This window comes from Microbacterium sp. bgisy189 (assembly GCF_965345345.1).
In the GTDB taxonomy this organism is placed as follows: Bacteria; Actinomycetota; Actinomycetes; order Actinomycetales; family Microbacteriaceae; genus Microbacterium.
Genome location: NZ_CBDRMZ010000006.1, coordinates 64,209 through 89,886, shown reverse-complemented (window position 1 = coordinate 89,886; position 25,678 = coordinate 64,209). Strand labels below are relative to the sequence as shown.

At 67.9% G+C, this 25,678-nt stretch carries 27 protein-coding genes; 20 read left to right on the top strand and 7 right to left on the bottom strand.

Features of this window, described 5'->3' with window-relative positions:
• The first annotated feature begins 8 nt into the window (after positions 1-8).
• The 9 genes from ftsZ (at position 9) to ACSF8R_RS09420 (ending at position 6,006) form a co-directional block, all read left to right on the top strand.
• Complete coding sequence (gene ftsZ, locus ACSF8R_RS09460) at positions 9-1,151, top strand: cell division protein FtsZ (RefSeq protein ID WP_434811634.1); 1,143 nt, start codon at positions 9-11, stop codon at positions 1,149-1,151.
• A gap of 19 nt (positions 1,152-1,170) precedes the next feature.
• Positions 1,171-1,854, top strand: coding sequence for a YggS family pyridoxal phosphate-dependent enzyme (locus tag ACSF8R_RS09455; protein WP_434811633.1), 684 nt, complete (start codon positions 1,171-1,173; stop codon positions 1,852-1,854).
• 32 nt (positions 1,855-1,886) lie between these two features.
• A complete protein-coding gene (locus ACSF8R_RS09450; protein ID WP_434811632.1) occupies positions 1,887-2,342 on the top strand; it encodes a cell division protein SepF in 456 nt (151 codons plus the stop codon).
• Between the two features lie 3 nt (positions 2,343-2,345).
• Complete coding sequence (locus ACSF8R_RS09445) at positions 2,346-2,648, top strand: YggT family protein (RefSeq protein WP_434811631.1); 303 nt, start codon at positions 2,346-2,348, stop codon at positions 2,646-2,648.
• 109 nt (positions 2,649-2,757) lie between these two features.
• Positions 2,758-3,396: a DivIVA domain-containing protein gene (locus ACSF8R_RS09440; protein ID WP_434811630.1), complete on the top strand. Its 639-nt coding sequence runs from the start codon at positions 2,758-2,760 to the stop codon at positions 3,394-3,396.
• Between the two features lie 10 nt (positions 3,397-3,406).
• Entirely contained in the window at positions 3,407-3,991 is a 585-nt protein-coding gene (lspA, locus tag ACSF8R_RS09435) for a signal peptidase II (protein ID WP_434811629.1), read from the top strand.
• Position 3,992: 1 nt separating this feature from the next.
• On the top strand, positions 3,993-4,913 hold the full coding sequence (locus ACSF8R_RS09430; protein WP_434811628.1) for an RluA family pseudouridine synthase: 921 nt from the start codon (positions 3,993-3,995) through the stop codon (positions 4,911-4,913).
• Positions 4,914-4,984: 71 nt separating this feature from the next.
• A complete protein-coding gene (locus tag ACSF8R_RS09425) occupies positions 4,985-5,563 on the top strand; it encodes a GNAT family N-acetyltransferase (RefSeq protein WP_434811627.1) in 579 nt (192 codons plus the stop codon).
• Positions 5,560-6,006: a DinB family protein gene (locus ACSF8R_RS09420; RefSeq protein WP_434811626.1), complete on the top strand. Its 447-nt coding sequence runs from the start codon at positions 5,560-5,562 to the stop codon at positions 6,004-6,006. The genes ACSF8R_RS09425 and ACSF8R_RS09420 overlap by 4 nt, the downstream gene beginning before the upstream one ends.
• A 6-nt stretch (positions 6,007-6,012) precedes the next feature.
• Here the strand turns inward: ACSF8R_RS09420 and ACSF8R_RS09415 are convergent, their stop codons facing one another.
• Positions 6,013-6,486: an NUDIX hydrolase gene (locus tag ACSF8R_RS09415; protein WP_434811625.1), complete on the bottom strand. Its 474-nt coding sequence runs from the start codon at positions 6,484-6,486 to the stop codon at positions 6,013-6,015.
• 112 nt (positions 6,487-6,598) lie between these two features.
• On the opposite strand from ACSF8R_RS09415, the gene dnaE reads away from it, so the two are divergent.
• The 5 genes from dnaE (at position 6,599) to ACSF8R_RS09390 (ending at position 14,105) form a co-directional block, all read left to right on the top strand.
• Positions 6,599-10,117, top strand: a complete 3,519-nt coding sequence (dnaE, locus tag ACSF8R_RS09410; protein WP_434811624.1) for a DNA polymerase III subunit alpha — start codon at positions 6,599-6,601, stop codon at positions 10,115-10,117.
• A 68-nt stretch (positions 10,118-10,185) separates the two neighbouring features.
• Entirely contained in the window at positions 10,186-11,208 is a 1,023-nt protein-coding gene (locus tag ACSF8R_RS09405; RefSeq protein ID WP_434811623.1) for a hypothetical protein, read from the top strand.
• A gap of 30 nt (positions 11,209-11,238) precedes the next feature.
• Complete coding sequence (hisD, locus tag ACSF8R_RS09400) at positions 11,239-12,540, top strand: histidinol dehydrogenase (protein WP_434811622.1); 1,302 nt, start codon at positions 11,239-11,241, stop codon at positions 12,538-12,540.
• A gap of 11 nt (positions 12,541-12,551) precedes the next feature.
• Entirely contained in the window at positions 12,552-13,022 is a 471-nt protein-coding gene (gene nrdR, locus ACSF8R_RS09395) for a transcriptional regulator NrdR (protein ID WP_434811621.1), read from the top strand.
• Between the two features lie 57 nt (positions 13,023-13,079).
• Positions 13,080-14,105, top strand: coding sequence for a quinone-dependent dihydroorotate dehydrogenase (locus ACSF8R_RS09390; RefSeq protein WP_434811620.1), 1,026 nt, complete (start codon positions 13,080-13,082; stop codon positions 14,103-14,105).
• A 7-nt stretch (positions 14,106-14,112) separates the two neighbouring features.
• Here the strand turns inward: ACSF8R_RS09390 and ACSF8R_RS09385 are convergent, their stop codons facing one another.
• Positions 14,113-14,682 carry a DUF3043 domain-containing protein gene (locus ACSF8R_RS09385; protein WP_434811619.1) on the bottom strand — a complete coding sequence of 190 codons (570 nt, stop codon included), beginning with the start codon at positions 14,680-14,682 and terminating at the stop codon, positions 14,113-14,115.
• Between the two features lie 48 nt (positions 14,683-14,730).
• Between ACSF8R_RS09385 and ACSF8R_RS09380 the strand changes: the two genes are divergently transcribed.
• The 6 genes from ACSF8R_RS09380 (at position 14,731) to ACSF8R_RS09355 (ending at position 20,609) form a co-directional block, all read left to right on the top strand.
• Complete coding sequence (locus tag ACSF8R_RS09380; RefSeq protein ID WP_434811618.1) at positions 14,731-16,122, top strand: dipeptidase; 1,392 nt, start codon at positions 14,731-14,733, stop codon at positions 16,120-16,122.
• Positions 16,123-16,218: 96 nt separating this feature from the next.
• Complete coding sequence (gene erpA, locus ACSF8R_RS09375; RefSeq protein WP_434811617.1) at positions 16,219-16,581, top strand: iron-sulfur cluster insertion protein ErpA; 363 nt, start codon at positions 16,219-16,221, stop codon at positions 16,579-16,581.
• Positions 16,582-16,695: 114 nt separating this feature from the next.
• On the top strand, positions 16,696-17,595 hold the full coding sequence (ctaC, locus tag ACSF8R_RS09370) for an aa3-type cytochrome oxidase subunit II (RefSeq protein ID WP_434811616.1): 900 nt from the start codon (positions 16,696-16,698) through the stop codon (positions 17,593-17,595).
• On the top strand, positions 17,595-19,358 hold the full coding sequence (gene ctaD / locus ACSF8R_RS09365) for an aa3-type cytochrome oxidase subunit I (protein ID WP_434811615.1): 1,764 nt from the start codon (positions 17,595-17,597) through the stop codon (positions 19,356-19,358). The genes ctaC and ctaD overlap by 1 nt, the downstream gene beginning before the upstream one ends.
• Entirely contained in the window at positions 19,359-19,793 is a 435-nt protein-coding gene (locus ACSF8R_RS09360) for a cytochrome c oxidase subunit 4 (protein ID WP_434811614.1), read from the top strand. It abuts the gene before it with no gap.
• 3 nt (positions 19,794-19,796) lie between these two features.
• Positions 19,797-20,609, top strand: a complete 813-nt coding sequence (locus tag ACSF8R_RS09355; RefSeq protein ID WP_434811613.1) for a PP2C family protein-serine/threonine phosphatase — start codon at positions 19,797-19,799, stop codon at positions 20,607-20,609.
• Between the two features lie 49 nt (positions 20,610-20,658).
• Here the strand turns inward: ACSF8R_RS09355 and ACSF8R_RS09350 are convergent, their stop codons facing one another.
• The 5 genes from ACSF8R_RS09350 to ctaE all read right to left on the bottom strand — a co-directional run bounded on the left by ACSF8R_RS09350 (position 20,659) and on the right by ctaE (position 25,560).
• Entirely contained in the window at positions 20,659-21,066 is a 408-nt protein-coding gene (locus ACSF8R_RS09350; RefSeq protein ID WP_434811612.1) for a rhodanese-like domain-containing protein, read from the bottom strand.
• Positions 21,067-21,149: 83 nt separating this feature from the next.
• Entirely contained in the window at positions 21,150-22,976 is a 1,827-nt protein-coding gene (gene qcrB / locus ACSF8R_RS09345) for a cytochrome bc1 complex cytochrome b subunit (RefSeq protein ID WP_434811611.1), read from the bottom strand.
• Positions 22,973-24,052, bottom strand: a complete 1,080-nt coding sequence (qcrA, locus tag ACSF8R_RS09340; protein WP_434811610.1) for a cytochrome bc1 complex Rieske iron-sulfur subunit — start codon at positions 24,050-24,052, stop codon at positions 22,973-22,975. Before qcrA ends, qcrB begins: the two co-directional genes overlap by 4 nt.
• A gap of 36 nt (positions 24,053-24,088) precedes the next feature.
• Complete coding sequence (gene qcrC / locus ACSF8R_RS09335; RefSeq protein WP_434811609.1) at positions 24,089-24,892, bottom strand: cytochrome bc1 complex diheme cytochrome c subunit; 804 nt, start codon at positions 24,890-24,892, stop codon at positions 24,089-24,091.
• 23 nt (positions 24,893-24,915) lie between these two features.
• Positions 24,916-25,560 carry an aa3-type cytochrome oxidase subunit III gene (gene ctaE, locus ACSF8R_RS09330; protein WP_434811608.1) on the bottom strand — a complete coding sequence of 215 codons (645 nt, stop codon included), beginning with the start codon at positions 25,558-25,560 and terminating at the stop codon, positions 24,916-24,918.
• Positions 25,561-25,678: the final 118 nt, after the last annotated feature.

Genomic DNA, 25,678 nt, shown 5'->3' with positions numbered 1-25,678 from the left:
AGGCCGGCATGAGCCAGAACCAGAACTACCTCGCAGTGATCAAGGTGGTCGGCGTGGGCGGAGGCGGCGTCAACGCCGTCAACCGCATGATCGAACTGGGGCTGCGGGGTGTCGAGTTCATCGCGGTGAACACCGACGCCCAGGCGCTCCTGATGAGCGACGCGGACGTCAAGCTCGACGTGGGCCGTGAGCTCACGCGCGGGCTCGGCGCAGGCGCCGACCCGGAGGTCGGCCGTCGTGCCGCCGAAGACCACGCCGAAGAGATCGAGGAGGCGCTCGCGGGCGCCGACATGGTCTTCGTCACGGCCGGTGAGGGCGGCGGCACGGGCACCGGCGGTGCCCCCGTGGTCGCGCGGATCGCGAAGTCGATCGGTGCCCTGACCATCGGTGTCGTCACGAAGCCCTTCTCGTTCGAGGGGCGTCGCCGCCAGAGCCAGGCGGAGGCCGGCGTCGCCAAGCTCAAGGAAGAGGTCGACACCCTCATCGTGGTGCCCAACGACCGCCTCCTCGAGATCAGCGACCGCGGCATCTCGATGGTCGAGGCCTTCGCCACGGCAGACCAGGTGCTGCTGGCAGGTGTCCAGGGCATCACCGACCTCATCACGACGCCGGGTCTCATCAACCTCGACTTCGCCGACGTCAAGTCGGTCATGCAGGGTGCGGGCTCCGCGCTTATGGGCATCGGTTCCGCTCGCGGTGCCGACCGCGCGATCAAGGCCGCCGAGCTGGCGGTCGAATCGCCCCTGCTCGAAGCCTCGATCGAAGGCGCGCACGGCGTGCTGCTGTCGATCCAGGGTGGATCGAACCTCGGCATCTTCGAGATCAACGACGCCGCGCAGCTGGTGAAGGAGGCGGCGCACCCCGAGGCGAACATCATCTTCGGTACCGTCATCGACGACACGCTCGGCGACGAGGTGCGCGTGACGGTCATCGCCGCCGGGTTCGACGGCGGCGAGCCGCAGGTCAAGGTCGAGCCCATGCTCGCGAGCCGTCCTGCCACGCCCGTGCTGCCCTCGCTGCCCGCCGACGAGGCTGCTCGCGAGCGTGAGCCCGTCGAGGTCAAGGAGTCGGTGTCGGTCACCGCGGCGACCGAGTCCTACGACTCGGCGTTCGGCGACGACGACCTCGACATCCCCGACTTCCTCAAGTAGTCCGGTCAGGAGCGCTCAGTTGGGCCTCGCCGAGCGTCTCTCCGACGTCGACGCCCGCATCGCCGACGCGGTGCGGGCGTCGCGTCGCGCGCCCGAAGAGGTCACCCGGATCGTGGTGACGAAGTTCCATCCCGCGAGCATCGTCACCGACCTGCACGCACTCGGTGTGCGCGACGTCGGTGAGAACCGGCAGCAGGAGCTGCGGGCCAAGCGCGAGTCGCTGGCACCCTTGGAGGGGCTCCGCTGGCACTACATCGGGCAGGCGCAGACGAACAAGGCCCGCCACATCAGGCAGGATGCCGATGCTGTCCATTCGGTGGACCGCGTCCGCATCGCCGACGCCCTCGAGCGTGCCGGTGACGGTGCGCCCGTGCTCGACGTCCTGCTGCAGGTCAATCTCACGGACGACGAGCAGCGTGGCGGCGTCAGTCCCGCCGATGTCGAGCAACTCGCGACGCACGTCGCGGGGGAGTGCCCGACGTTGCGTCTGCGCGGTGTGATGGCCGTCGCGCCGCTCGACGAATCGCCGGCCTCGGCCTTCGCGCGTCTGGCGGATTGCGCCGCCACGGTGCGGGGGATCGTCCCCGGCGCCACCTGGATCTCCGCCGGAATGACCGGCGACTTCGCCGAGGCGATCGCGGCAGGTGCGACACACCTGCGGATCGGCTCGGCAATCACGGGTCCGCGCCCGATGCGCGGTTAACCTCGAAACGACACGAGCAAACGGAGGATGCGATGTCGAACCCGCTCAAGAAGACCATGGTCTACCTCGGCCTCGCTGATGAGGAAGAGGCGTACGAGACGCCCGCCGAGCAGACGCCCGCGCGCCGCGAGCGCCCCGTAGAGAAGGCCGCACCCGTGACCCCCATCCATCGTCCCGCCGTCGTCCGCCAGCCCAGCGCCGGCACCGTCAGCGAGATCGTCACGGTGCACCCGAAGCAGTACCGCGACGCGCAGATCATCGCCGAGAACTTCCGCGACGGCATCCCCGTGATCATCAACCTCTCGCAGATGAGCGACGCCGACGCGCGCCGCCTCATCGATTTCGCGAGCGGTCTGTCCCTCGGCCTGTACGGCCGCATCGAGCGGGTCACCAGCAAGGTCTTCCTGCTGTCGCCCGAGAACGTCGCCGTCTCCGGCGATGGAGCCGTCGCGCAGGCTGACCCCGAGGCGACGCCGTTCCCGCAGTAACCCGTGGCCATCCTGCAGACCGTCGCGGCGATCGCGAACGCCCTGCTGCTGATCTATGTGCTGCTGCTGCTCGCCCGGTTGATCCTGGAGTACATCCCCATGTTCAACCGCGAGTGGCGGCCGCGCGGGTTCGGCCTGGTCGCAGCCGAGATCGTGTACACGGTGACGGATCCTCCGATCAAATTCTTCCGTCGCCTCATCCCTCCGTTGCGCATCGGGCCGGTCGCCCTCGACCTGGGGTTTCCCCTCACGATGCTGCTGTGCTTCGTGCTGCTGTCGGTCGCGCGCACGATCATGCTGCTGTGACGCTCGCCTCGCGACCCTGACATCCGCCGACTATGCTGAGTGCCTACGGCCCGGCAACAGCGGGTCGCCACAATGGCCCGCGTCGTAAGCCCCGAAAGAGGACAACACCATGGCTTTGACCCCCGAAGACGTCGTCACCAAGCAGTTCCAGCACGTTCGCTTCAAGGAGGGGTTCGACCCGGACGAGGTCGACGACTTCCTGGACGAGATCGTCGTCGAGTGGCGCAAGACCATCGCTGAGAACGAGGAGCTGAAGGCGAAGCTCGCAGCCTACGAGTCGGGCGAGACCCCGGTCGCGGCCGCCGAACCCGTCGAGACGCCCGCGACCGAGACCGTCGAGGCCGTCGAGGTCGTCGAAGAGGTTCCGGCGCCCGTCGCCGCCGTCGAGGCTCCGGCCGTCGAGGCTCCCACCGCCGACGCACCGCCCGCTGCCGCATCGGCCGGAATCATCGAGCTGGCCCAGCGCCTCCACGACGAGCACGTCGCAGAGGGCAAGGCGATCAAGGACAAGCTCATCTCCGAGGCGGAGTCGAAGGCGGCGGCGATCGTTGCCGAGGCCGAAGGCCGCGCCCGCGACGAGCTTTCGCGGCTGGAGAGCGACCGTTCCACCCTCGAGACCCGCATCAGCGAGCTGCGCACCTTCGAGCGTGACTACCGCGCGCAGCTGCGCACGTTCATCGAGGACAAGCTGAAGGACCTCGACGTCGCGGGCACCTCGTCGGGCGCGACGCCGGTCTCGGCTTCCTGACACCGGGACGTTGACGCGCCCCCTGCGTTCTGCGGCGGCCGGCGCCATCATCGCGATCCTCGCGGTGCTGGTGCTGGCCGCCGATCAGTTCACGAAGTTCCTCGCCCTCGAACACCTGCCGCTGCGACAGTCGGTTCCCGTCATCGACGGCGTGCTCGAGTGGTATCTGACGTTCAACCCCGGCGCCGCCTTCTCCTTCGGTGAGGGTGTCACCTGGGTCTTCACGATCGTCCTGGCAGCCGCTGCGACCACGATCGTGGTGATCGCCTTCCGCGGCGTGCGGTCGCGGCTGTGGGCGGTCGCGCTCGGGCTGCTGCTGGGCGGCATCCTCGGCAACCTCACCGACCGACTGCTCCGCGACCCGGGTGCGTTGCAGGGGCACGTGGTCGACTTCATCAACACGCCCTGGATGTGGCTGTGGTTCAACCCGGCGATCTACAACATCGCCGACATCTTCATCGTGTCGATGATGATCTCGGTCGCGCTGCTCGTGCTGGTGGGGCTGCGACTGGACGGCACGCGCGAGCGACGCGATGACGGGCGGAGCGGCTCGGATGCCGAGGCCACCGCAACCGCCGAGCCCGAGGACCGCTGACGTGGACTCGCGAAGCCTTCCCGTCCCCGACGGCCTCGACGGCATCCGCGTCGACGCTGCGCTCGCCAAGATGCTGGGGTTCTCGCGAACCTTCGCGGCCGACGTCGCCGAGGCAGGCGGCGTGCGGGTCGACGGTCGAGTGCTCGCCAAGTCCGACAAACTGCGCGGTGGCGCGTGGCTCGAGGTCGAGTGGGAGGCCAAGCGGGAGCCTGAAGTGATTCCCGTCGCGGTGCCCGACCTCGGCATCGTGCACGAAGACGACGACATCGTCGTCGTTGACAAGCCGTCGGGGGTCGCCGCGCATCCGTCGCTCGGTTGGGAGGGCCCGACCGTTCTCGGTGCGCTCGCTGCGGCGGGATTCCGCATTGCGACGACCGGCGCCCCGGAGCGGCAGGGGGTCGTGCACCGGCTCGATGTCGGCACGAGCGGACTCATGGTCGTCGCGAAGAGCGAGCGCGCCTACACGGCGCTCAAGCGCGCGTTCAAGGAGCGTGAGGTCGACAAGATCTACCACGCGGTCGTGCAGGGGCATCCGGATCCGCTCGCCGGCACGATCGATGCGCCGATCGGGCGGCATCCCTCCCACTCGTGGAAGTTCGCCGTCACACCCGACGGCAAGGACTCCGTGACCCACTACGAGACGCTCGAAGCGTTCCCGGGCGCGTCGCTGCTGGAGATCCATCTCGAGACCGGACGCACCCACCAGATCCGGGTGCACATGGCGGCGCATCGGCATCCCTGCGTCGGTGATCCGCTGTACGGCGCCGATCCGACGCTCTCGGCACGTCTCGGCCTCATCCGGCAGTGGCTGCACGCGCATGAGCTCTCCTTCGCGCACCCCGTCACGACCGACTGGGTCACGTTCCGCTCCGAGTACCCGACCGATCTCGCGCACGCGCTCGAGGTGCTGCGCGCTTCGTAGGACACCGGTCGCCGAGCGAGCGAGCGCGACGAAACGCTCCGGGTGTCGCAGGCCCGTGGCACACTCGCGACATGGCCATCGACGTCCGTCCCGCGACATCCTTCGATGACATCGCCACGATGGTCGGCCCGAAGCAGCCCACCTCGAACGTCTGCTGGTGTCTGAGCTACCGCATCCCCGGCAAGGAGAACCTCGCGCTGCAGCGTGAGGCGCGAGGGGAGAAGGTGCGTGAGCTGCTCGAGACGGCAGGGCCGCCGGGCGTGCTCGCGTACGACGGCGACGAGGTGGTCGGCTGGGCAGCCGTGCACCCGCGCGAGGACACGACCTTCGCGACGAACCGCAAGATCCCGCACATCGGTGACGATGACACCGGCGTCTGGAGCGTGTGGTGCATCCGGGTGCGACCGGGGCACCGCGGCGAGGGCATCTCGCATGCGCTCCTCGAGGGGGCGGTCGCCTTCGCGAAGAAGTCCGGTGCACGCGCGATCGAGGGGTATCCCGTCGACAACGCGGGCGAGAAGGTCGACCTCACGATGGCGTACGTCGGTACCCGCGGACTGTTCGAGAAGGCCGGCTTCAAGCAGGCGGCCGACACCACGTCCGTGCTGAACGGGTTTTCGCGTGTGCTGATGCGATTGGAGCTCGCATGACCGACTTCAGCGCCCTGCTGACGGCGCGATTGCGCGCCGCGAACGGACTGTACCTCGACCTCATCGACGTCCTCACACCCGACCTGCTCACCGCGCGGCTGCCCGGCGTGCGGTCGGCTCCGATCTGGAACCAGTTCTGGTGCGTCGTCGGCGCCCGTGAGAGCTACGTGCGGTGGTCGCGGGCCGGTGCGTGGCAGGGATTTGCGTGCTCGCTGGAGCGCATCGAGGAGCCGGGCGAGATCCGAAGCGCCCTCGCGCGCTCGATGGACGAGGCGACCGCCTGGCTCCGTGGCCTCGCGCCCGACGACGAGGCGGGATGGGGCATCGCCGTCCACCTGCTCGAGCACGAGACGCAGCACCACGGTCAGCTCATCCGGTACCTCTACGGTGTGCCGCTGCCGATGCCGCAGTCCTGGATCGACGCCTACGCGCTCGACACGTGAGCGCGCTCAGCGCCCGCCGGCGAAGGTCGCGGGATCGTCCTCGGCGATGGCGAGGGCGATCTTGCGCACCGTCTCCTGCGCGACATCGGTGAGCTCGCCGAGGCCGTACCAGCCGACCTCGGTGAGTTCGCCGTCGACGGGGTGCGGGTCGCCCGAGACCCAGTCGCAGCGGAACACGAGGTCGAGATAGTCGACCTGGTCGCCGTTCGCGTAGGTCACGCGCGGCACTTGCTGCACGAGCGCCAATCGGGTCGCCTTCACGACGACGCCGGCCTCTTCGGCGCACTCCCGCACGGCGGCATCCGCCGGCTCTTCGCCGGGGTCGACGATGCCCGACACCGGCGCCCACGCCCCGTTGTCGGCGCGGCGCCCGAGCAGCAGCTTCTCGTCCTTGAACACGATCGCGGTGACGCCCACGAGGGGGAGCGGTGCGGTGCCGATCTTCTCGCGCAGCGCCAGGACGAACTCGGGTGTGGCCATGCACTCAGCCTAGATCCGCGAACCTTCACGTTCGACTCGAAGGTGAAGTGGATGCCGTCGAAGCCCGCCTCGGACGCCTGTCGATGTCGGAGCCCTTCGTAGACTCGAACCCGTGGCATCCGACTCCTTCGTACACCTGCACGTGCACAGCGAGTACTCGATGCTCGACGGTGCCGCCAAGATCGGCGCGATGACCCAGGCGGCCGCCGAGTACGGCATGCCGGCGATCGCGGTGACCGACCACGGCAACACGTTCGCGGCGTTCGAGTTCTACAACGCCGCCAACAACGCGGGTGTCAAGCCGATCATCGGACTCGAGGCGTACGTCACACCCGGCACGCATCGCAGCGACAAGTCCCGGGTCGCATGGGGCACGCCCGAGCAGAAGAGCGACGACGTGTCGGGGTCGGGCGCCTATACCCACATGACGATGTGGAGCCAGACCACCGAAGGCATGCACAACCTCTTCCGGCTCAGCTCGCTGTCGTCGATGGAGGGCTACTACTTCAAGCCGCGCATGGACCGTGAGCTGCTGCAGACCTACGGCAAGGGGCTCATCGCCACGACCGGGTGTCCGTCGGGCGAGGTGCAGACCAGGCTCCGGCTCGGCCAGTACGATGCGGCGCGCGCAGCGGCTGCGGAGTTCCAGGACATCTTCGGCAAGGAGAACTACTTCGCCGAGATCATGGACCACGGTCTGTCGATCGAGCGCCGGGTGATGACCGACCTGCTGCGGCTGTCGAAAGATCTGCAGATTCCGCTGGTCGCGACCAACGACTCGCACTACACGCACCAGCACGAGGCCGACGCGCACGCCGCGCTGCTGTGCGTGCAGTCCGGGTCGACGCTCGACGACCCGAACCGCTTCAAATTCGACGGCGACGGGTACTACGTCAAGACGGCGCAGGAGATGCGCCAGATCTTCAAGGACCACCCCGAGGCGTGCGACAACACGCTGCTGATCGCCGAACGCTGCCAGGTCGAGTTCAACACGGCCGCCAACTACATGCCGCGCTTCCCGGTGCCCGACGGCGAGACCGAAGACAGCTGGCTCGTGAAGGAGGTCGAGGCAGGACTGCACTACCGGTACCCCGGCGGCATCCCCGACAAGGTGCGCAAGCAGGCGGAGTACGAGACCGGCATCATCCTGCAGATGGGGTTCCCGGGCTACTTCCTCGTCGTCGCCGACTTCATCAACTGGGCCAAGGACAACGGCATCCGCGTAGGCCCCGGCCGTGGTTCGGGTGCCGGTTCCATGGTCGCCTACGCGATGCGGATCACCGACCTCGACCCGCTCGAGCACGGCCTCATCTTCGAGCGCTTCCTCAACCCCGACCGTGTCTCCATGCCCGACTTCGACGTCGACTTCGACGACCGTCGCCGCGGTGAGGTGATCGACTACGTCACCGAGAAGTACGGCTCGGAGCGCGTCGCGCAGATCGTCACGTACGGCACGATCAAGTCGAAGCAGGCGCTGAAAGATGCCGGGCGCGTCCTCGGCTTCCCGTTCAGCATGGGGGAGAAGCTCACCAAGGCGATGCCGCCGGCCGTCATGGGCAAGGACATGCCGCTGTCGGGCATGTACGACAAGGAGCACGCGCGCTTCAAAGAGGCGAGCGAGTTCCGTGCCCTCATCGACACCGACCCCGAGTGCAAGACCGTCTTCGACCGGGCGTTGGGACTGGAGGGCCTCAAGCGCCAGTGGGGTGTGCACGCCGCCGGCGTCATCATGTCGTCCGAGCCCCTGCTCGACATCATCCCGATCATGCGCCGCGAGCAGGACGGCCAGATCGTCACGCAGTTCGACTACCCGTCGTGCGAGGCGCTCGGGCTCATCAAGATGGACTTCCTGGGGCTGCGAAACCTCACGATCATCTCCGACGCGCTCGACAACATCCGCATGAACCGCGGCGAGGAACTCGACCTCGAGCACCTCGAACTCGACGACCGTGCCGCGTACGACCTGCTCGCCCGCGGTGACACGCTCGGCGTGTTCCAGCTCGACGGCGGTCCGATGCGATCGCTGCTGCGCCTCATGAAGCCCGACAACTTCGAAGACGTCTCGGCCGTCATCGCGCTGTACCGCCCCGGCCCGATGGGTGCGAACTCGCACATCAACTACGCGCTGCGCAAGAACGGCCAGCAGGACGTCACGCCGATCCACCCCGAGCTCGAGGAGCCGTTGCGCGAGATCCTCGACATCAGCTACGGCCTGATCATCTATCAAGAGCAGGTCATGGCGATCGCGCAGAAGGTGGCGGGGTTCTCGCTCGGTCAAGCAGACATCCTGCGCCGCGCGATGGGCAAGAAGAAGAAGTCGGAGCTCGACAAGCAGTACGAGGGCTTCGCGGGCGGTATGAAGGAGCGGGGCTACGGCGAGGCCGCGATCAAGGCGCTGTGGGACATCCTGCTGCCGTTCTCCGACTACGCGTTCAACAAAGCGCACTCCGCCGCATACGGCCTCGTGTCGTACTGGACGGCGTATCTGAAGGCGCACTATCCGGCCGAGTACATGGCGGCGCTGCTGACGAGTGTCGGCGACTCGAAAGACAAGATGGCGGTCTATCTCAACGAGTGCCGCCGCATGGGCATCAAGGTGCTGCCGCCGGATGTGAGGGAGTCGATCCGGTACTTCGCCGCCGTCGGCGAAGACATCCGCTTCGGCCTCGGCGCGGTTCGCAACGTCGGCACGAACGTCGTCGACGGGATCGTCGCCGCCCGTGAAGGCACGACCTTCGCGTCGTTCCACGACTTCCTGGGCAAGGTGCCGCTGCACGTCGCCAACAAGCGCACCGTCGAATCGCTCATCAAAGCGGGCGCGTTCGACTCGATGGGCGACACCCGACGGGCGCTGCTCGAAGTGCACGAGTCGGCGACCGAGGCCGCCGTCGACCGCAAGCGCAACGAGGCGCAGGGGGCGATCGGCTTCGACTTCGACAGCCTGTACGACGAGGCCGAAGAGGTCGTGCCCGCCAAGGTGCCGGCGCGCCCGGAGTGGACCAAGAAGGACAAGCTCGCCTTCGAACGCGAGATGCTCGGCCTGTACGTGTCGGACCACCCGCTGGCGGGGCTCGAGATCCCGCTCGCCAAGCACGCGTCGACGTCGATTCACGACCTCCTGGCCTCCGAAGACGTGCAGGACGGCGATCAGGTCACCGTGGCGGGGCTCGTCACGAGCGTGCAGCACCGCGTCGCCAAGCAGAGCGGCAACCCGTACGGCATGATCACCGTCGAGGACTTCGACGGCGAGGTGACGATCATGTTCATGGGCAAGACGTACACCGAGTTCCAGTCGATGCTCGTGGCCGACTCGATCCTCGTGGTACGAGGCCGCGTCTCGCGTCGCGATGACGGGCTCAATCTGCACGGGCAGACGGCCTTCGCGCCGGACCTCGGAGCCGTCGACGCGTCCGGCCCGCTCGTGCTGCTGCTGCCCGAGCATCGCGCGACCGAGTCGACGATCGAACAGCTCGCGGCGGTGCTGAACCGGCACAGCGGCAGCACCGAGGTGACCCTGAAACTGCATCGCGGCGGCACCGCGAAGGTGTTCGAGGTGCCGCGACCGGTCACGGTCACCGCCGACCTGTACGGCGAACTGAAGGGGCTGCTCGGCCCGCAGTGTCTGGGTTGACGCCCGCAACGAGCGACAAAGGTGCGGCGGGTAGGATCGCACATCAGCCACCGCTGGAAGGACCCATCGTGACCGACGACAAGACGACCCCCGACACCCCCGAAGATGCGCACGCACTCGGCGATGAGACGAGGGCGATCGTCACGCCCGAGCAGTCCACGATCGAGGGCCAGCCGGCCGCCGTGACCGCCTCGGAGCCGTCGGCTCCGGACGAGGTGGCCGACGTTGCCGCTGAAGACCCGCGCGCATCGGTCGCGGCGGACGAGCCCGTCGCTGTGGACGAACCGGATGCCGTCGTTGAGGATGCCGCCGCGCAGTACGGCATCGGTCCGTTCAGCGTCCGCGAGGTCGCGATCGGCGCCGTCTGGGTGGTGGCGTTCGTCGTCTCGTTCTTCCCGATCTACGGCCTGTTCGGCGAGGGCGGCACCTCTGTCTGGGCGCGCGGCATCGACTGGATGCTCACCATCGGCGCGCCGACGGTCGCGGTCTTCCTGCTCGCGCTGCGCCGCCTCTCTCCGCAGGGCATCCGACGTGTCGGGTCGCTCGGCATCGACCAGTTCGCATCCGTCGCCTTCAGCATCGCGTCGATCCTGTGGCTCGGGTTGCTCGTCGGCTCGTTCGTGACGGTCGGCGGGCGCTCCGTGATCCTCGCGACCTGGGTCGTGTGGGTCGAGTTCATCCTGATGCTCGCCGGCGTCATGCTGACCGTCTTCGCATCGCTGTTCCCGACCATCCGAGAAGACTTCCAGCACCGCACCGAGACGGTTGCGCACCGAAGCGCTCGCCCCGCGCGCCCGGTCGTCGCGCGCCCGACACCCGAGCCCGCCGCTCCGGCCGCTGCGACCACCATCGCAGAACCCGTCGTCGAACAGGCCGCGCAGGAGCCGGCGAGGGTCGCCGCGAGCCAGGCGTTCTGGGCGCTGGCACCGGAGGAGCGGACCGTCGTCGACGAGCAGGGCGCACCCCTGTTCACCATCGGGCCGCTCGCCTGGGCGCTCGTGATCGAGGAGCGCGGCGACGTATTCGTCGTGCGCCACGAGGACGGCCGGATCGGCTACCTGCACGACACGAGCGACGTCACCCGCGGCTGACGCGGTCGGCGCTGCCGATACCCTGGAAGCATGCTCCGCACGATCGACCTGAGGGGTCGTACCCTCAGCGCATCCGACCTGCTCGACGCCGTCCCGCGCGCCACCGCCGCGCGCGACGAGGCGCTGCACACGGCGGCGCGCATCGTGCATGACGTCGCCGAGCGGGGCGAGGCGTCACTGCGCGAGCAGGCGTCGCAGTTCGACGGCGTCGACGGGCACGACATCCGAGTGCCGCAGCACCACATCGACGAGGCCATTGCTGGCCTCGACGCAGACGTCCGCGCCGCGCTCGACGAAGCGATCCGCCGGGTTCGCATCGCGTCGGCCGCGCAGGTGCCGCCGCCGGTGCGCACCGAACTCGCGCCCGGCGCCGTCGTCGAGCAGGTGTGGCGTCCGGTGCAGCGCGTCGGTGTCTACGTGCCCGGCGGCAAGGCCGCCTATCCGTCGAGCGTCGTCATGAACGTCGTGCCCGCACAGGTCGCGGGCGTCGAGCAGGTTGCGCTGGCCTCACCGCCGCAACGCGATCACGACGGCCGGGTGCACCCGGTCATCCTGGCGGCGGCCGGGCTGCTCGGCGTCACCGAGGTCTACGCGATGGGCGGTGCGGGGGCCATCGGCGCCTACGCCTACGGCGTTCCGGGGCTGGGCCTTGACCGGGTCGACGTGATCTCGGGGCCGGGCAACAACTTCGTCGCCCTCGCCAAGCGCGTGGTCGCCGGTATGGTCGGCACCGATTCCGAGGCCGGCGCCACCGAGATCCTCATCGTCGCCGACGACTCGGCGCAACCGGCGCTCGTCGCCGCCGATCTGATCAGCCAGGCCGAGCACGACGAGCAGGCATCCGCCGTGCTCGTCACACCTTCGGTGGCCCTTGCCGACCGAGTGCTCGCCGAGATCGACGCGCGCGCGGGCGGCACGCTGCACGCCGACCGCATCGCGCAGGCGCTCGCGGGTCCGCAGTCGGCGATCGTCCTCGTCGACGACCTCGCGGCAGCGACGGCTTTCAGCAATGTGTACGCACCCGAGCACCTCGAACTGCACCTCACCGACCCGCGCGTCGACGACTTCGTCAACGCGGGCGCCGTCTTCGTGGGTGACCACGCGCCCGTCAGCCTCGGCGACTACCTCGCCGGCAGCAACCACGTGCTGCCCACCGGGGGACAGGCGCGCTACGCATCGGGGCTGTCGGCATCGACGTTCCTGCGTCCGCAGCAGGTCATCCGCTACGACCGCGCCGCGCTCGAGGCCGTCAAGGACGACATCGTCGCGCTCGCGACCGCGGAGGTGCTGCCCGCCCACGGCGAAGCGGTCACCGCGCGGTTCGAGGCGTAGGCTGGAGCGTCATGCACTGCCCCTTCTGCCGCCATTCCGACTCGCGCGTCATCGATTCGCGCACGAGTGACGACGGACTGAGCATTCGCCGCCGCAGGCAGTGTCCGGAGTGCGGCGGACGCTTCTCGACGATCGAGACGGCCAGCCTCAACGTCATCAAGCGTTCCGGCGTGATCGAGCCGTTCAGTCGCGAGAAGGTCATGTCGGGCGTCCGCAAGGCGTGTCAGGGGCGGCCGGTCACCGAGGGAGACCTCGCCGTGCTCGCCCAGGCGGTCGAAGAGGCCGTGCGGCAGACCGGATCGTCGCAGATCGACACGAACGAGATCGGCCTGGCCATCCTCCGTCCGCTGCGCCAGCTCGACGAGATCGCCTACCTGCGGTTCGCGAGCGTCTACCAGGCGTTCGAGACGCTCGACGATTTCGAGGCGTCGATCGCGCAGCTGCGTGCCGACCAGGAAGCGCGCACCGCGGCATCCGAGTGACCGCCGTGTGACGCTCGCGGCTCGGTACGGGTGTCGGGGCGCTCTACGCTGGAAGCGATGTACGACTTCGTCTTCCGCACCCTCTTCACCCGCATGGACCCCGAGACGGCCCACCACCTCGTGATGCGCGTCATCCGTGTGCTCGGTGTGCGCCCGATCGCGCCGATCGTCCGCGCCGTCACGCGACCGGATCCTCGGCTGCGCACCCGCGCGCTGGGCATCGAGTTCGACTCGCCGTTCGGTGTGGCGGCCGGGTTCGACAAGGATGCCGTCGGCGCCGCCGGACTGCACGCGCTCGGGTTCGGGCACGTCGAGGTCGGCACCGTCACCGCCATCCCGCAGGACGGCAACCCCCGACCGCGGCTGTTCCGCCTCGTCCCCGACCGGGCGATCATCAACCGGATGGGCTTCAACAACAAGGGAGCGTATGCCGCGGCATCCCGCCTCGCGCGGCTTCGCCGCCGTCGGTCGCGCCCCGTGCTGGGTGCGAACATCGGCAAGAGCCGAATCGTGGACGTCGCCGAGGCCACCGCGGACTACGTGACGAGCGCGAAGCTCGTGGCCCCCGTCGCCGACTACCTCGTCGTCAACGTCTCCTCGCCCAACACGCCGGGCCTGCGCGGACTGCAGGCCGTCGAGACGTTGCGCCCCCTGCTCGAGGCTGTGCGTGAGGCCGCGGGCGCCACGCCGCTGCTCGTGAAGATCGCCCCCGACCTGCCCGACGACGAGGTGTCGGCCATTGCGGCGCTCGCGGTCGACGCCGGCCTGGCCGGACTCATCGCCACGAACACGACGATCTCGCGCGAGGGGCTTCGAACCGACGCGGCCGTCGTCGAGGCTGCCGGGGCCGGTGGACTGTCCGGCGCACCGTTGAAGTCGCGGGCGCTCGAGGTGCTCCGCATCGTTCGTGCCTCGGTGCCCGACGGGTTCTGCGTCATCGCGGCGGGCGGTGTGGAGACCGCCGCCGACGTGCGCGAGCGCCTGGAGGCCGGCGCCGACCTCGTGCAGGGCTACTCCGCGTTCATCTATCGCGGTCCGCTCTGGGCGCGCCAGATCAACCGCGGGCTCGCCCGCGGAGCGTGATCCCCGGTCAGATCGGGCGACCGCCGCGGCGGACCTGCGGCTTCGGCAGGCGCATGAAGCGCATCTGGATGCTGCGCATCGCGGCGTACCAGCCGAGACCCTTCTCGACCCGCGTCTCGCCGAACTGCTCGCGGGCGGCCTTCTTGACGCGAACGCTCGTGATGATCATGTCGCCGATGACGAACAGGATGTACACCCACAGGCCGACGAACGCATAGAAGGTGACGGCGGTGTTCGGCACGAGGCTCAGCAGAATGACGACCACCATGAGCGGCATGACGAGCTCGCCCAGGTGCCATCCGCCGTCGACGAAGTCGCGCACGAACCGACGCTGCGGACCCTTGTCGCGCAGGGGCAGATAGCGCTCCTCGCCTGCCGCCATGCCGATGCGGGCCTTCTCGCGCTGCGCCGCGAGTTCGCTGCGCGCGCGCTTGCGCGCTTCCTTCGAGTCGCCCACGAGCGGACGCTTGCGAGCTGCCTCCTGCTCGGCGCGGGTCGGCGTCGGGCGGTTCTTTCCGGGCCCCGACGGCTGCTCGGCAGCAGCGTCGGGTGTGGAGGCGGCGGGGGTCTTGGCCACAGCGAGGTCCTCGGTTCGGGGATGGAGGTGCCACATAAGATTACCCGCATGAGCTCCGACCTGTCCCGCCCTGATGCCGTCCGTGAAGCCGCCCATGCCGCGGTCCCTGCCGCGCTGGCCGACCTCGGCACGTTGGTGCGCATCCCTTCGATCGCGTTCCCTGGCTTCGAACGGGCCGAGGTCGAGCGAAGCGCGGAGGCCGTGAAGGCCCTCGCAGAGGGGCTCGGCATCTTCGACCGCGTCGAGATCCGCACGGCCGCGACGTCGACGGGGGAGCAGGGCATGCCCGCCGTCCTCGCCACCCGCGCGGCCCGGAACGGCAAGCCCACCATCCTCCTGTACGCCCACCACGACGTGCAGCCGGTCGGTGACGAGTCGCTGTGGGAGTCGGCGCCCTTCGAGCCGACCGTGCGCGGCGGGCGCCTCTACGGGCGCGGTGCCGCCGACGACAAGGCCGGCATCATGGCGCATATCGGCTCGCTGCGGGCGGTCGTCGATGCCGTCGGCACCGACTTCGACCTCGGCGTCAACCTCTTCATCGAAGGCGAGGAGGAGGCAGGCTCGGCGTCCTTCGCACGGTTCCTCTCCGACAACGCGGACGCATTGCGTGCCGATGTCATCGTCGTGGCCGACTCGGGCAATTGGGATGCCGTGACCCCTGCGTTGACGGTGTCGCTGCGCGGGAACGCCAGGTTCACCATGAGCGTCACGACCCTCGAGCACGCCTCGCATTCCGGCATGTTCGGCGGTGCCGTCCCCGATGCCATGCTCGCGACCACGAAACTGCTCGCGACGCTGTGGGACGACGACGGTGCACCCGCGGTGAAGGGGCTGACCGAGCGCGATGCGCAGACTCCCGAGTACTCCGAGGAGACGCTTCGCAGCGAAGCGGGTCTGCCCGACGGTGTCAGCCCCGTCGGTCGCGGCACGATCCTCAGCCGCATCTGGAACAAGCCCTCGATCACGGTCACCGGCATCGACGCGCCCAGCGTCAAGAACGCGTCGAACACGCTCAGCCCGTCCGTCTCCGTGGTCATCAGCGCCCGTGTCGCCCCTGGCCAGTCGGCACAGGAGGCCTACGAGGCGATCGAGGCCCACTTGCGCGCGCACACTCCCTTCGGCGCACAGCTCGATTTCCATGACATCGAGACCGGCGACGCGTTCCTCGTCGACACGAGCGGCTGGGCGGTGTCCGAGGCCCGCGGCGCGCTCGCATCCGGGTACGGCGTCGAGCCGGTGGACATCGGTGTCGGCGGATCGATTCCCTTCATCGCCGACCTGGTTCGCGAGTTCCCCGAGGCGCAGATCCTCGTCACCGGCGTCGAGGACCCGCACGCGCGCGCGCACAGCCCGAACGAGTCGCTGCACCTCGACACCTTCCGCAATGCACTCGTGTCGGAGGCGCTGCTGCTGGAGCGACTCGACGCGCGGACGCGCTGAGCGCGGCCTGACCAGGTCGGGGGCGGCGTAGAATCGAGGCATCCTGCCGCCCCGGCTCCTGCAGAGCACCGGCGGCCCGAAACACGGGGAGGGTCCATGACCGATATCGCCAACGCCGAGACCACCGCGCCCGCCCACGGCGTCGCGCTCACCGACGACGCGGCCGCCAAGGTCAAGAGCCTGCTCGCCCAGGAGAACCGCGACGACCTGCGTCTGCGCGTCGCCGTGCAGCCCGGCGGCTGCTCCGGCCTCATCTATCAGCTCTACTTCGACGAGCGCTTCCTCGACGGCGACAAGGCCGTCGACTTCGACGGCGTCGAGGTGATCGTCGACGACATGTCGGTGCCCTATCTGGACGGCGCCACGATCGACTTCAAGGACACCATCTCGGAGCAGGGGTTCACGATCGACAACCCCAACGCGGCGGGCAGCTGCGCCTGCGGCGACAGCTTCCACTGATCGGGCCGGCACCCCTCCGAGAGTCGGGGACATCCTGGAGGGATGGCCTGAATCGGGTGAGAGGTTGCCCTAGACTGGCTTGAGTTCGACCTTCATGACCCCGAAAGGTGCACTGTGCGCGTCAAACGCCGTCTCCGCTGGGCCGTTATCCCGATCGGGATCGCCACCGCCGTCACACTGGCGGCGTGCACCCCGACCGAGCTGAACGGCTACCTCCCCGGCTTCACGGAGGATGGGACGCAGGCCACCGACAAGACCGAAATGGTGTCGGGGCTGTGGGTCAACTCGTGGATCGTGCTGCTCATCGTGGGCCTCATCACATGGGGCCTCATGGGCTTCGCTGCCATCGCCTACCGTCGCCGCAAGGGGCAGACGGGTCTGCCGGTGCAGATGCGCTACAACATGCCGATCGAGATCTTCTACACGATCGTGCCCCTCATCCTCATCGTCGGCTTCTTCGCCTTCACGGCGCGCGACCAGGCGATCCTGGAGACGCAGTACGAAGACCCCGACGTGTGCATCACCGCGATCGGCAAGCAGTGGGCGTGGGACTTCCAGTACACCGACAGTGACTGTGAGCAGGCAGACGACGCCGTCTGGACGATGGGTGTGCAGGCGCAGACCGACGAACGCGGTGACATCACCAGCGAGCTGCCCACGCTCGTGCTGCCGGTCGACAAGGAAGTGAAGATCAAGCTCGTCTCGCGAGACGTGATCCATTCCTTCTGGATCATCGACTTCCTGTACAAGAAGGACATGTACATCGGCAAGGACAACTACTGGTCCTTCACGCCGACCCGCGAGGGCACGTATGCCGGCAAGTGCGCCGAGCTGTGTGGCCAGTACCACTCGATGATGCTGTTCAACGTCGAGGTCGTCTCGGACGCCGAGTACCAGGACTATCTCGAGTCGCTGCGCGCTGCCGGACAGATCGGCGACATCAACGACGCGTATGACCGGCTGCAGAACCTGCCCGGCACCGGAGCGTCCACCGAATCCGAGGGAGATCAATGATGGCCACGACGGTTCCGCTGCAGGAGGACTCGCACGCGCGTCCGACGACCCTGCCGCCGCGTCAGGCCGCTCTGCTCAGCGCATCGCGTGTCGAGCAGAAGGGCAACATCGTCGTCAAGTGGCTGACCTCCACCGACCACAAGACGATCGGGTACATGTACCTCATCGCGTCGGTGCTCTTCTTCCTGCTCGGCGGCGTCATGGCGCTCATCATCCGCGCCGAGCTGTTCGAGCCGGGCATGCAGGTCGTCCCGACCAAGGAGCAGTACAACCAGCTGTTCACGATGCACGGCACGATCATGCTGCTGATGTTCGCGACACCGTTGTTCGCAGGATTCGCGAACGCGATCCTGCCGCTGCAGATCGGTGCGCCTGACGTCGCGTTCCCGCGCCTGAACGCCTTCGCGCTGTGGCTGTTCATCTTCGGCTCGCTCATCGCCGTCGGCGGCTTCCTGACCCCGCAGGGCGCGGCGGCCTTCGGCTGGTTCGCGTATCAGCCGCTCGCCAACGCGAGCTTCTCGCCCGGTGCCGGTGGCAACCTGTGGATGCTGGGCCTCGGTATGAGCGGTTTCGGCACGATCCTCGGTGCCGTGAACTTCATCACGACGATCATCACGATGCGTGCCCCCGGCATGACCATGTGGCGTCTGCCGATCTTCTCCTGGAACACGCTGGTCACCAGCATCCTGATCCTGATGGCCTTCCCGATCCTCGCCGCGGCGATCCTCGCCGCCGCCGCCGACCGTGTCCTGGGCGCGCACATCTACGATCCCGCCAACGGTGGCGTGCTCCTGTGGCAGCACCTGTTCTGGTTCTTCGGTCACCCCGAGGTGTACATCATCGCGCTGCCGTTCTTCGGCATCGTCTCGGAGATCTTCCCCGTCTTCAGCCGCAAACCGATCTTCGGGTACAAGACGCTCGTCTACGCGACGATCGCGATCGCCGCGCTGTCGGTGTCGGTGTGGGCTCACCACATGTACGTCACCGGTGCCGTCTTGCTGCCGTTCTTCTCACTCATGACGATGTTGATCGCCGTGCCGACGGGCGTGAAGATCTTCAACTGGATCGGCACGATGTGGCGGGGCTCTGTGACGTTCGAGACGCCGATGGTGTTCTCGCTCGGATTCCTCGTCTCGTTCGTCTTCGGTGGTCTGACGGGTGTCATCCTGGCGTCGCCGCCGCTGGACTTCGCGGTCTCGGACTCGTACTTCGTCGTCGCGCACTTCCACTACGTCGTGTTCGGTACCGTCGTGTTCGCCATGTTCGCGGGCTTCTACTTCTGGTGGCCCAAGTGGACCGGCAAGATGCTCAACGAGCGCCTCGGCATGGTGCACTTCTGGCTGCTGTTCATCGGCTTCCACATGACCTTCCTCATCCAGCACTGGCTGGGTGTGGACGGCATGGTCCGCCGCTACGCGGACTACTCCGCCGCTGACGGCTGGACGTGGCAGAACCAGGTCTCGACGATCGGCGCGATCATCCTCGGTGCCTCGATGATCCCGTTCTTCCTGAACGTGTGGATCACGGCTCGCAACGCACCGAAGGTGACCGTCAATGACCCGTGGGGGTACGGTGCATCGCTCGAGTGGGCCACGTCGTGCCCGCCGCCGCGCCACAACTTCACGTCCATCCCGCGCATCCGCAGCGAGCGTCCCGCGTTTGACTTGAATCACCCCGAGGCCGGCATCCCGGTCGGGGTCGGACCGGCGAAGGACGCTCCCGACGCCCCGGTCGTCGATCTTGCCGGCGGAGAGGTCAAGTAAGTGAAGACCAACATCAACCTCTGGTGGCTGCTGGCAGGGTTCTTCCTGCTCATGACCCTGGTGTACACGGTCTGGAACGTGATCGAGCACTCCGCGCTCCCGTGGTACAACGCCATCGAATGGGTCGGCTCGACCGCGTTGCTGTTCACCACCGCGATGTCTGTCATGATCGCGTTCTACGTCGACCGCGTGCACAAGGCGCAGGGCGGCGAGCTCCCCGAAGACGTCCTCACCGCCGACATCGACGACGGCGACCCCGAGATGGGCGAGTTCAGCCCCTGGTCGTGGTGGCCCCTCGTGCTCGCGTTCTCGGCGGCACTGGCAATTCTCGGCCTCGCCGTTGGACAGTTCCTGCTGCCGATCGGATTCGCGGTGTTCATCGTCGCGATCGTCGGCTGGGTCTACGAGTACTACCGCGGGTACTTCGCGCGCTGATCGATGGCCCTGCGCCTGCTGGCCGGCGTCTGCTCTGACGTCGGCGCGTTCCGAGACGTCAACCAGGACGCCGCGTTCGCGGCGCCGTGGGGCGGGGGTGTCGCCGACGGTGTCGGGGGCGGCCCGGCCGGCGACCTGGCGTCGGCTGCGCTTGTGCACCGCCTCGTGGCAGGTGGCGCGGAATGCGCCGACCCGGACGAGCTCGCCTCCCGCATCCGGATCGCGAACTGGGATCTGGCACAGCACGTCCGCAGGGATCCCGCACTGCGCGGCATGGCGACGACGTTCACCGGGGTGTGGTTCGACCGCTCGGGAGCGTTGCTGCTCGCACACACCGGCGACTCCCGCGCCTACCTGCTTCGTGACGGCCAACTCTCACGACAGACGCGAGACGACTCGTTCGTGCAGGCACTGGTCGATCAGGGTCTCATGACCGAAGCGGATGCTGCCGTGCACCCACGGCGCAACATCATCACGGCGTCGTTGCGCGGCGATGCGCTCGACCGTGTCAGCGTATCGCGGCGCGTCCCGGTGGTCGGGGACCGGTGGTTGCTGTGCTCAGACGGCATCAGCGACTACGTGCCCCACGACTTGCTGACCGCAGTGCTGGCGTCTGCAGGCACCGCGCAGGAGGCTGCTGAGCTCATCGTCGGCACGGCGCTGGAGGCAGCGACCCGAGACAACGCCACCGCGGTCGTCTGCGACGTCGTGGAGGTCGCGTCACCGGCGCCGTTCCGCGCGGACGACCTGCGATTCGCCGGCGCGGCGCTGGCCCGGTTCCACGAGGATCTCGAGGGGTTGACCTCGGCATCCTGAGCCGCATCGCGGTATTGGGATCCCGAGCCGGTTCGCGGGCACTGGGCGATCAGGCCCGCACGTGCATGACGAGTGGATCGAACGTGCGGGGGACCGGGCCGTCGACGTTCTCGGTCGGCTGCCCTTCACGCACCCAGTATTCGTACCCGCCGATCATCTCGCGGACGTCGTAGCCGAGCTTCGCGAACTCCACCGCGCCCTTCGCGCCCGCATTGCAGCCAGGGCTCCAGCAGTACACGACCACCGGCGTGTCCGTGGGGATCTCCTGCGGTGCGCGCGTGGCGATGTCGCGGTACGGCATGTGGACGGCCCCAGCGACGTGCCCCTGCTCCCACGCCTCGACGCTTCGCACGTCGACGAGGACGAACACCTCGCCGGCCTTCTGGGCGGCGTAGACGTCTGAGGCGTCGGTCTCGAAGCGGAGTTTGGCGGAGTAGTACGCGAGTGCATCGGTCATGACATCGACGCTACGCGAACGCAGAAGCGGCGAGGGAGACCTGAACGGTCACTCCTCGCCGCTTCTCTGCCAGCGACGGCTCGCTACTTCTTCTTGCCGCCCTTGTCGTCCTCGTCGGGGACGATCACGTTCGAGGGGCGGTTCGCCGTCTCGGTGTTGTGGCCGTCGTCGATGGGGTGGTGCGGGGCGTCCGGAACTCCGGCGCGCTCGTGCATGCCCTGGATCTCGGCATCTTCTTCAGCCGCGATGTGCTCGAGCGTGTGGTGCTGGTGCGCACGCGCGGCCTCGAGTTCGGTCTGGGTAAGGGGAGAGAGACGGTCCTCGAAGAACCAGCGCGACAGGGACGCACGCAGGTTCTCGTGCCACGGGATGCGGCCCTTGTCGTTGGGGCGCACCACGAGCGGGGCGTTGGTCTCGTAGTCGACCAGCTTGACGAGTTCATACTCGTCGACCGGCTGGTGCACCTCGATGTACTCGCCACCGGGCAGACGCACGATGCGGCCGGACTCGTAGCCGTGCAGCGCGATCTCGCGGTCCTTCTTCTGCAGCGCGATCGCGATGCGCTTGGTGACGAAGTACGCGATGATCGGGCCGACGATCAGCATCGCCTGCAGGCTGTGGATGACGCCCTCCATCGTGACCTGGAAGTGGGTCGCGATGATGTCCGACGAGGCTGCCGCCCAGAGCACGGCGTAGAAGGTGACGCCGGCCGCGCCGATGGCGGTGCGGGTCGGGGCGTTGCGGGGACGCTGCGCCAGGTGGTGCTCGCGCTTGTCGCCGGTGATCCACGCCTCGATGAAGGGGTAGAGCATGACGAGCACGATGAACAGGCCGAGGCCTCCCAGCGGCACGAGGATGTTGAACGACCAGGTGTGGTCGAACAGCACGAACTCCCAGTGCGGCGGCACGAGGCGCAGCGCGCCGTCGGCGAAGCCGATGTACCAGTCGGGCTGCGTGCCCGCCGAGACCGGCGACGGGTCGTAGGGGCCGTAGTTCCAGATCGGGTTGATCGTGAACAGCGAGGCGATCAGCACGATCACGCCGAAGGTGATGAAGAAGAAGCCACCCATCTTCGACATGTAGACCGGCATCATCGGGTAGCCCACCACGTTGTCGTTCGAGCGGCCGGGGCCGGCGAACTGGGTGTGCTTGTTGACGATCATGAGCATGAGGTGCACGGCTAGCAGCGCGACGAGGATCGCCGGCAGCAGCAGGATGTGCAGCGTGTACAGACGTCCGACGATCTCCGTGCCGGGGAACTCGCCGCCGAACAGCAGGAACGAGATCCACGTGCCGACCAGCGGGATGCCCTTGACCATGCCGTCGATGATGCGCAGGCCGTTGCCCGAGAGCAGGTCGTCGGGCAGCGAGTAGCCGGTGAAGCCCTCGGCCATCGCCAGGATGAACAGGATGAAGCCGATCACCCAGTTCAGCTCGCGGGGCTTGCGGAAGGCGCCGGTGAAGAACACGCGCAGCATGTGCACGCCGATGCCGGCGACGAACACGAGCGCCGCCCAGTGGTGGATCTGGCGCACCAGCAGGCCGCCGCGGATGTCGAACGAGATCCGCAGCGTCGACTCGAGGGCAGCCGACATCTCGACGCCGACCAACGGCGTGTACGCGCCCTCGTAGTGGGTCTCGACCATCGACGCCTGGAAGAAGAAGGTCAGGAAGGTGCCCGACAGCAGCACCACCACGAAGCTCCACAGCGCGATCTCGCCGAGCATGAACGACCAGTGGTCGGGGAAGATCTTACGCCCGAGCTCCTTGACCAGGCCCGAGATGCTGGTGCGCTCGTCGATGTAGTTCGCGGCGCCGGCGACGAAGCGCCCGCCCAGGGGCTTGTCGTTGCCGGGCTTCGCGTCGCGGGTGGTGTCCGCACCCTTATCGGTGACAGTCGCGGTGCTCAATGACGCTCCCAGAAGCTCGGGCCGACAGGTTCGGTGAAGTCGCTCTGCGCGATGAGGTAGCCCTCGTCGTCGACGGTGATCGGCAGCTGCGGCAGCGGACGCGCGGCCGGGCCGAAGATCACCGCGGCGCCGCGCTCGACGTCGAACTGCGACTGGTGGCAGGGGCAGAGCAGGTGGTGGGTCTGCTGCTCGTACAGCGCGACGGGGCACCCGACGTGCGTGCAGACCTTCGAGTAGGCCACGATGCCGTCGTACGACCAGCTCTTGCGGTCCTCTTCCTCCTGCAGCTGCTCGGGGAGCAGACGCATGAGCAGGACGATGGCCTTGGCCTTCTCCTCGAGGTAGCCGTCGTGGTGGCTCAGCTCGGCGAGGGGCTCGGGGATGACGTGCACCGCGGAACCGAGGGTCAGGTCGGCGGCGCGGATCGGCTCGCCGCTCGGATCGTGCGCCAGGCGCATCCCCTTCTCCCACATGGTGTGGCTGAGCAGGTAGACCGGGTCGCCCGCGTGCGGGTGGTCGGGGCTGCTCTGCGGCGCCAGGCCGCGGAAGAGGGTGATGCCGGGCAGGATCGAGGCGACCAGCGCGGCGATGAGCGAACCGCGGATGGCGGTGCGGCGGCCGAAGCCGGACTCCTCGTTCGCGTCGCGGAACGCCTGGACGGCTCCCTCACGCGTGGTGTCGCGCCCGCGCGTCGCGTGACGCGGCTCGATGAACTCCTTGTCGCTCATCACGGCCTTCGACCAGTGGATCGCGCCGACGCCGAGGGCGAACAGGGCGAGGGCGATCCCCAGACCGATGAAGAGGTTGTTGTGCCGGATGTCGACGATCTGGCCGCTCTCGATGGGGAACAGCATGTAGGCGGCGATCGCCCAGATGCTGCCGGCCAGCGACAGGTAGAACAGCGTGTAGACGGTGCGCACAGCGCGCGCCATGGCGGCCGGGTCCTTGTCGACGATGCGCTCCCGGTGGGGCGGGAGGCCCGGGTTCTGCACGGGGTCCGGCACGGCGACCGCGAGCCCGGGGGAGGGCTTCCACGAAGCCCTCTCGTGCTCGAGCGCGTTCTCCTCGTGTGCCATGGTGCTCCTTGCCTTGCGTCTTACGTCAGTGTGCGATCAGTTGGACTTCGCCGTGATCCACACGGTGAGGCCGATGAGCGATCCGATGCCGAAGATCCAGATGAACAGACCCTCCGAGACGGGGCCCAGCGAGCCGAGCGAGAAGCCGCCGGCAGACTCGTTCTCCTGGATCCACATCAGCGAGGAGATGATGTTGCGCTTCTCCTCGGTGGTGAGGGTCATGTCGTTGAAGACCGGCATGTTCTGCGGGCCGGTGACCATCGCCGCGTAGATGTGCAGCGGGCTGGTCTCGGTCAGTGCGGGGGCGTACTTGCCCTCGGTGAGCGCACCACCTGCGGCGGCCACGTTGTGGCACATGGCGCAGTTGATGCGGAACAGTTCGGCGCCCTCGGCGACGTCACCACCACCGTCGAGGATCTCGTCGGAGGGGTAGCTGGGGCCGGGGGAGGTCTCCTGCACCCAGGCGGCGATCGCTTCGATCTGCTCCTGGGTGAACTGGACGGGCTTGATCGGCGCCTGCGGACCCTGCATCTGCAGCGGCATGCGGCCGGTCGCCATCTGGAACTCGACCGACAACTCGCCGACGCCGTACAGCGACGGGCCGTCGTTCGTGCCCTCGAGGTTCAGCCCGTGACAGGTGGCGCAGTTGGCCTGAAAGAGCTTCTTGCCGTCTTCGACGGTGAGGCTCGAGGTGGCCGTGGTCGACGTGTCGGATGCCGCCATTGCGGCCGACGCTCCGGCGTAGACGCCGCCGGTGACCAGCAGTCCGATACCGATCAGGGCGGCGGCGGCCCACTTGCTGCGACGGCCGGCCTGTCGGCGTGCGGTCTTCGATGCCATGGAAGTGCTCAGCTCCGCTCTGATTACTTGACGAAGTAGATGACGACGAACAGGACGATCCAGACCACGTCGACGAAGTGCCAGTAATACGACACGACGATCGAGGACGTCATCTCCTTGCGTCCGAAGTTCTTGACGGCGTATGCGCGCCCGATCACGAGCAGGAAGGCGATGAGCCCGCCCGTCACGTGCAGGGCGTGGAAGCCGGTGGTGATGTAGAACGCCGACGCGTACGAGTCCGCGCTGATCGGCATGCCTTCGGCGACGAGCGTCGCGTACTCCCACACCTGACCCGAGACGAACACCGCGCCCATGACGAAGGTGAGCAGGAACCACTCGACCATGCCCCACTGGCGGAACTGCCAGATCGAGCCCTTGCGGTACGGCTGCAGGCGCTCGGCGGCGAAGACGCCGGCCTGCGCGGTGAACGACGAGAGCACCAGGATGCCGGTGTTGATCGCCGCGAACGGGATGTTCAGGAGTTCGGTGCGGTCGGCCCACAATTCAGGCGACGCGTTGCGCAGCGTGAAGTAGATGGCGAACAGGCCGGCGAAGAACATGACTTCGCTGCCCAGCCACACGATCGTGCCGACGGCGACCGGGTCGGGCCGCTTGACGGAACGCAAAGCCTGGGGATAGGTCGCAGGAGAGGTCGTCACGCACCCCATTATGGCTGATTTCGTCGCTCGGTTTTCGCATCCCTGAAGGTGATTCCCCTCCGAAGGGAGGTTAGGGCAACCTAAGAGGCAGCCGAGAATCCCGTCGGAGAGTGCCGATAGGATCGCC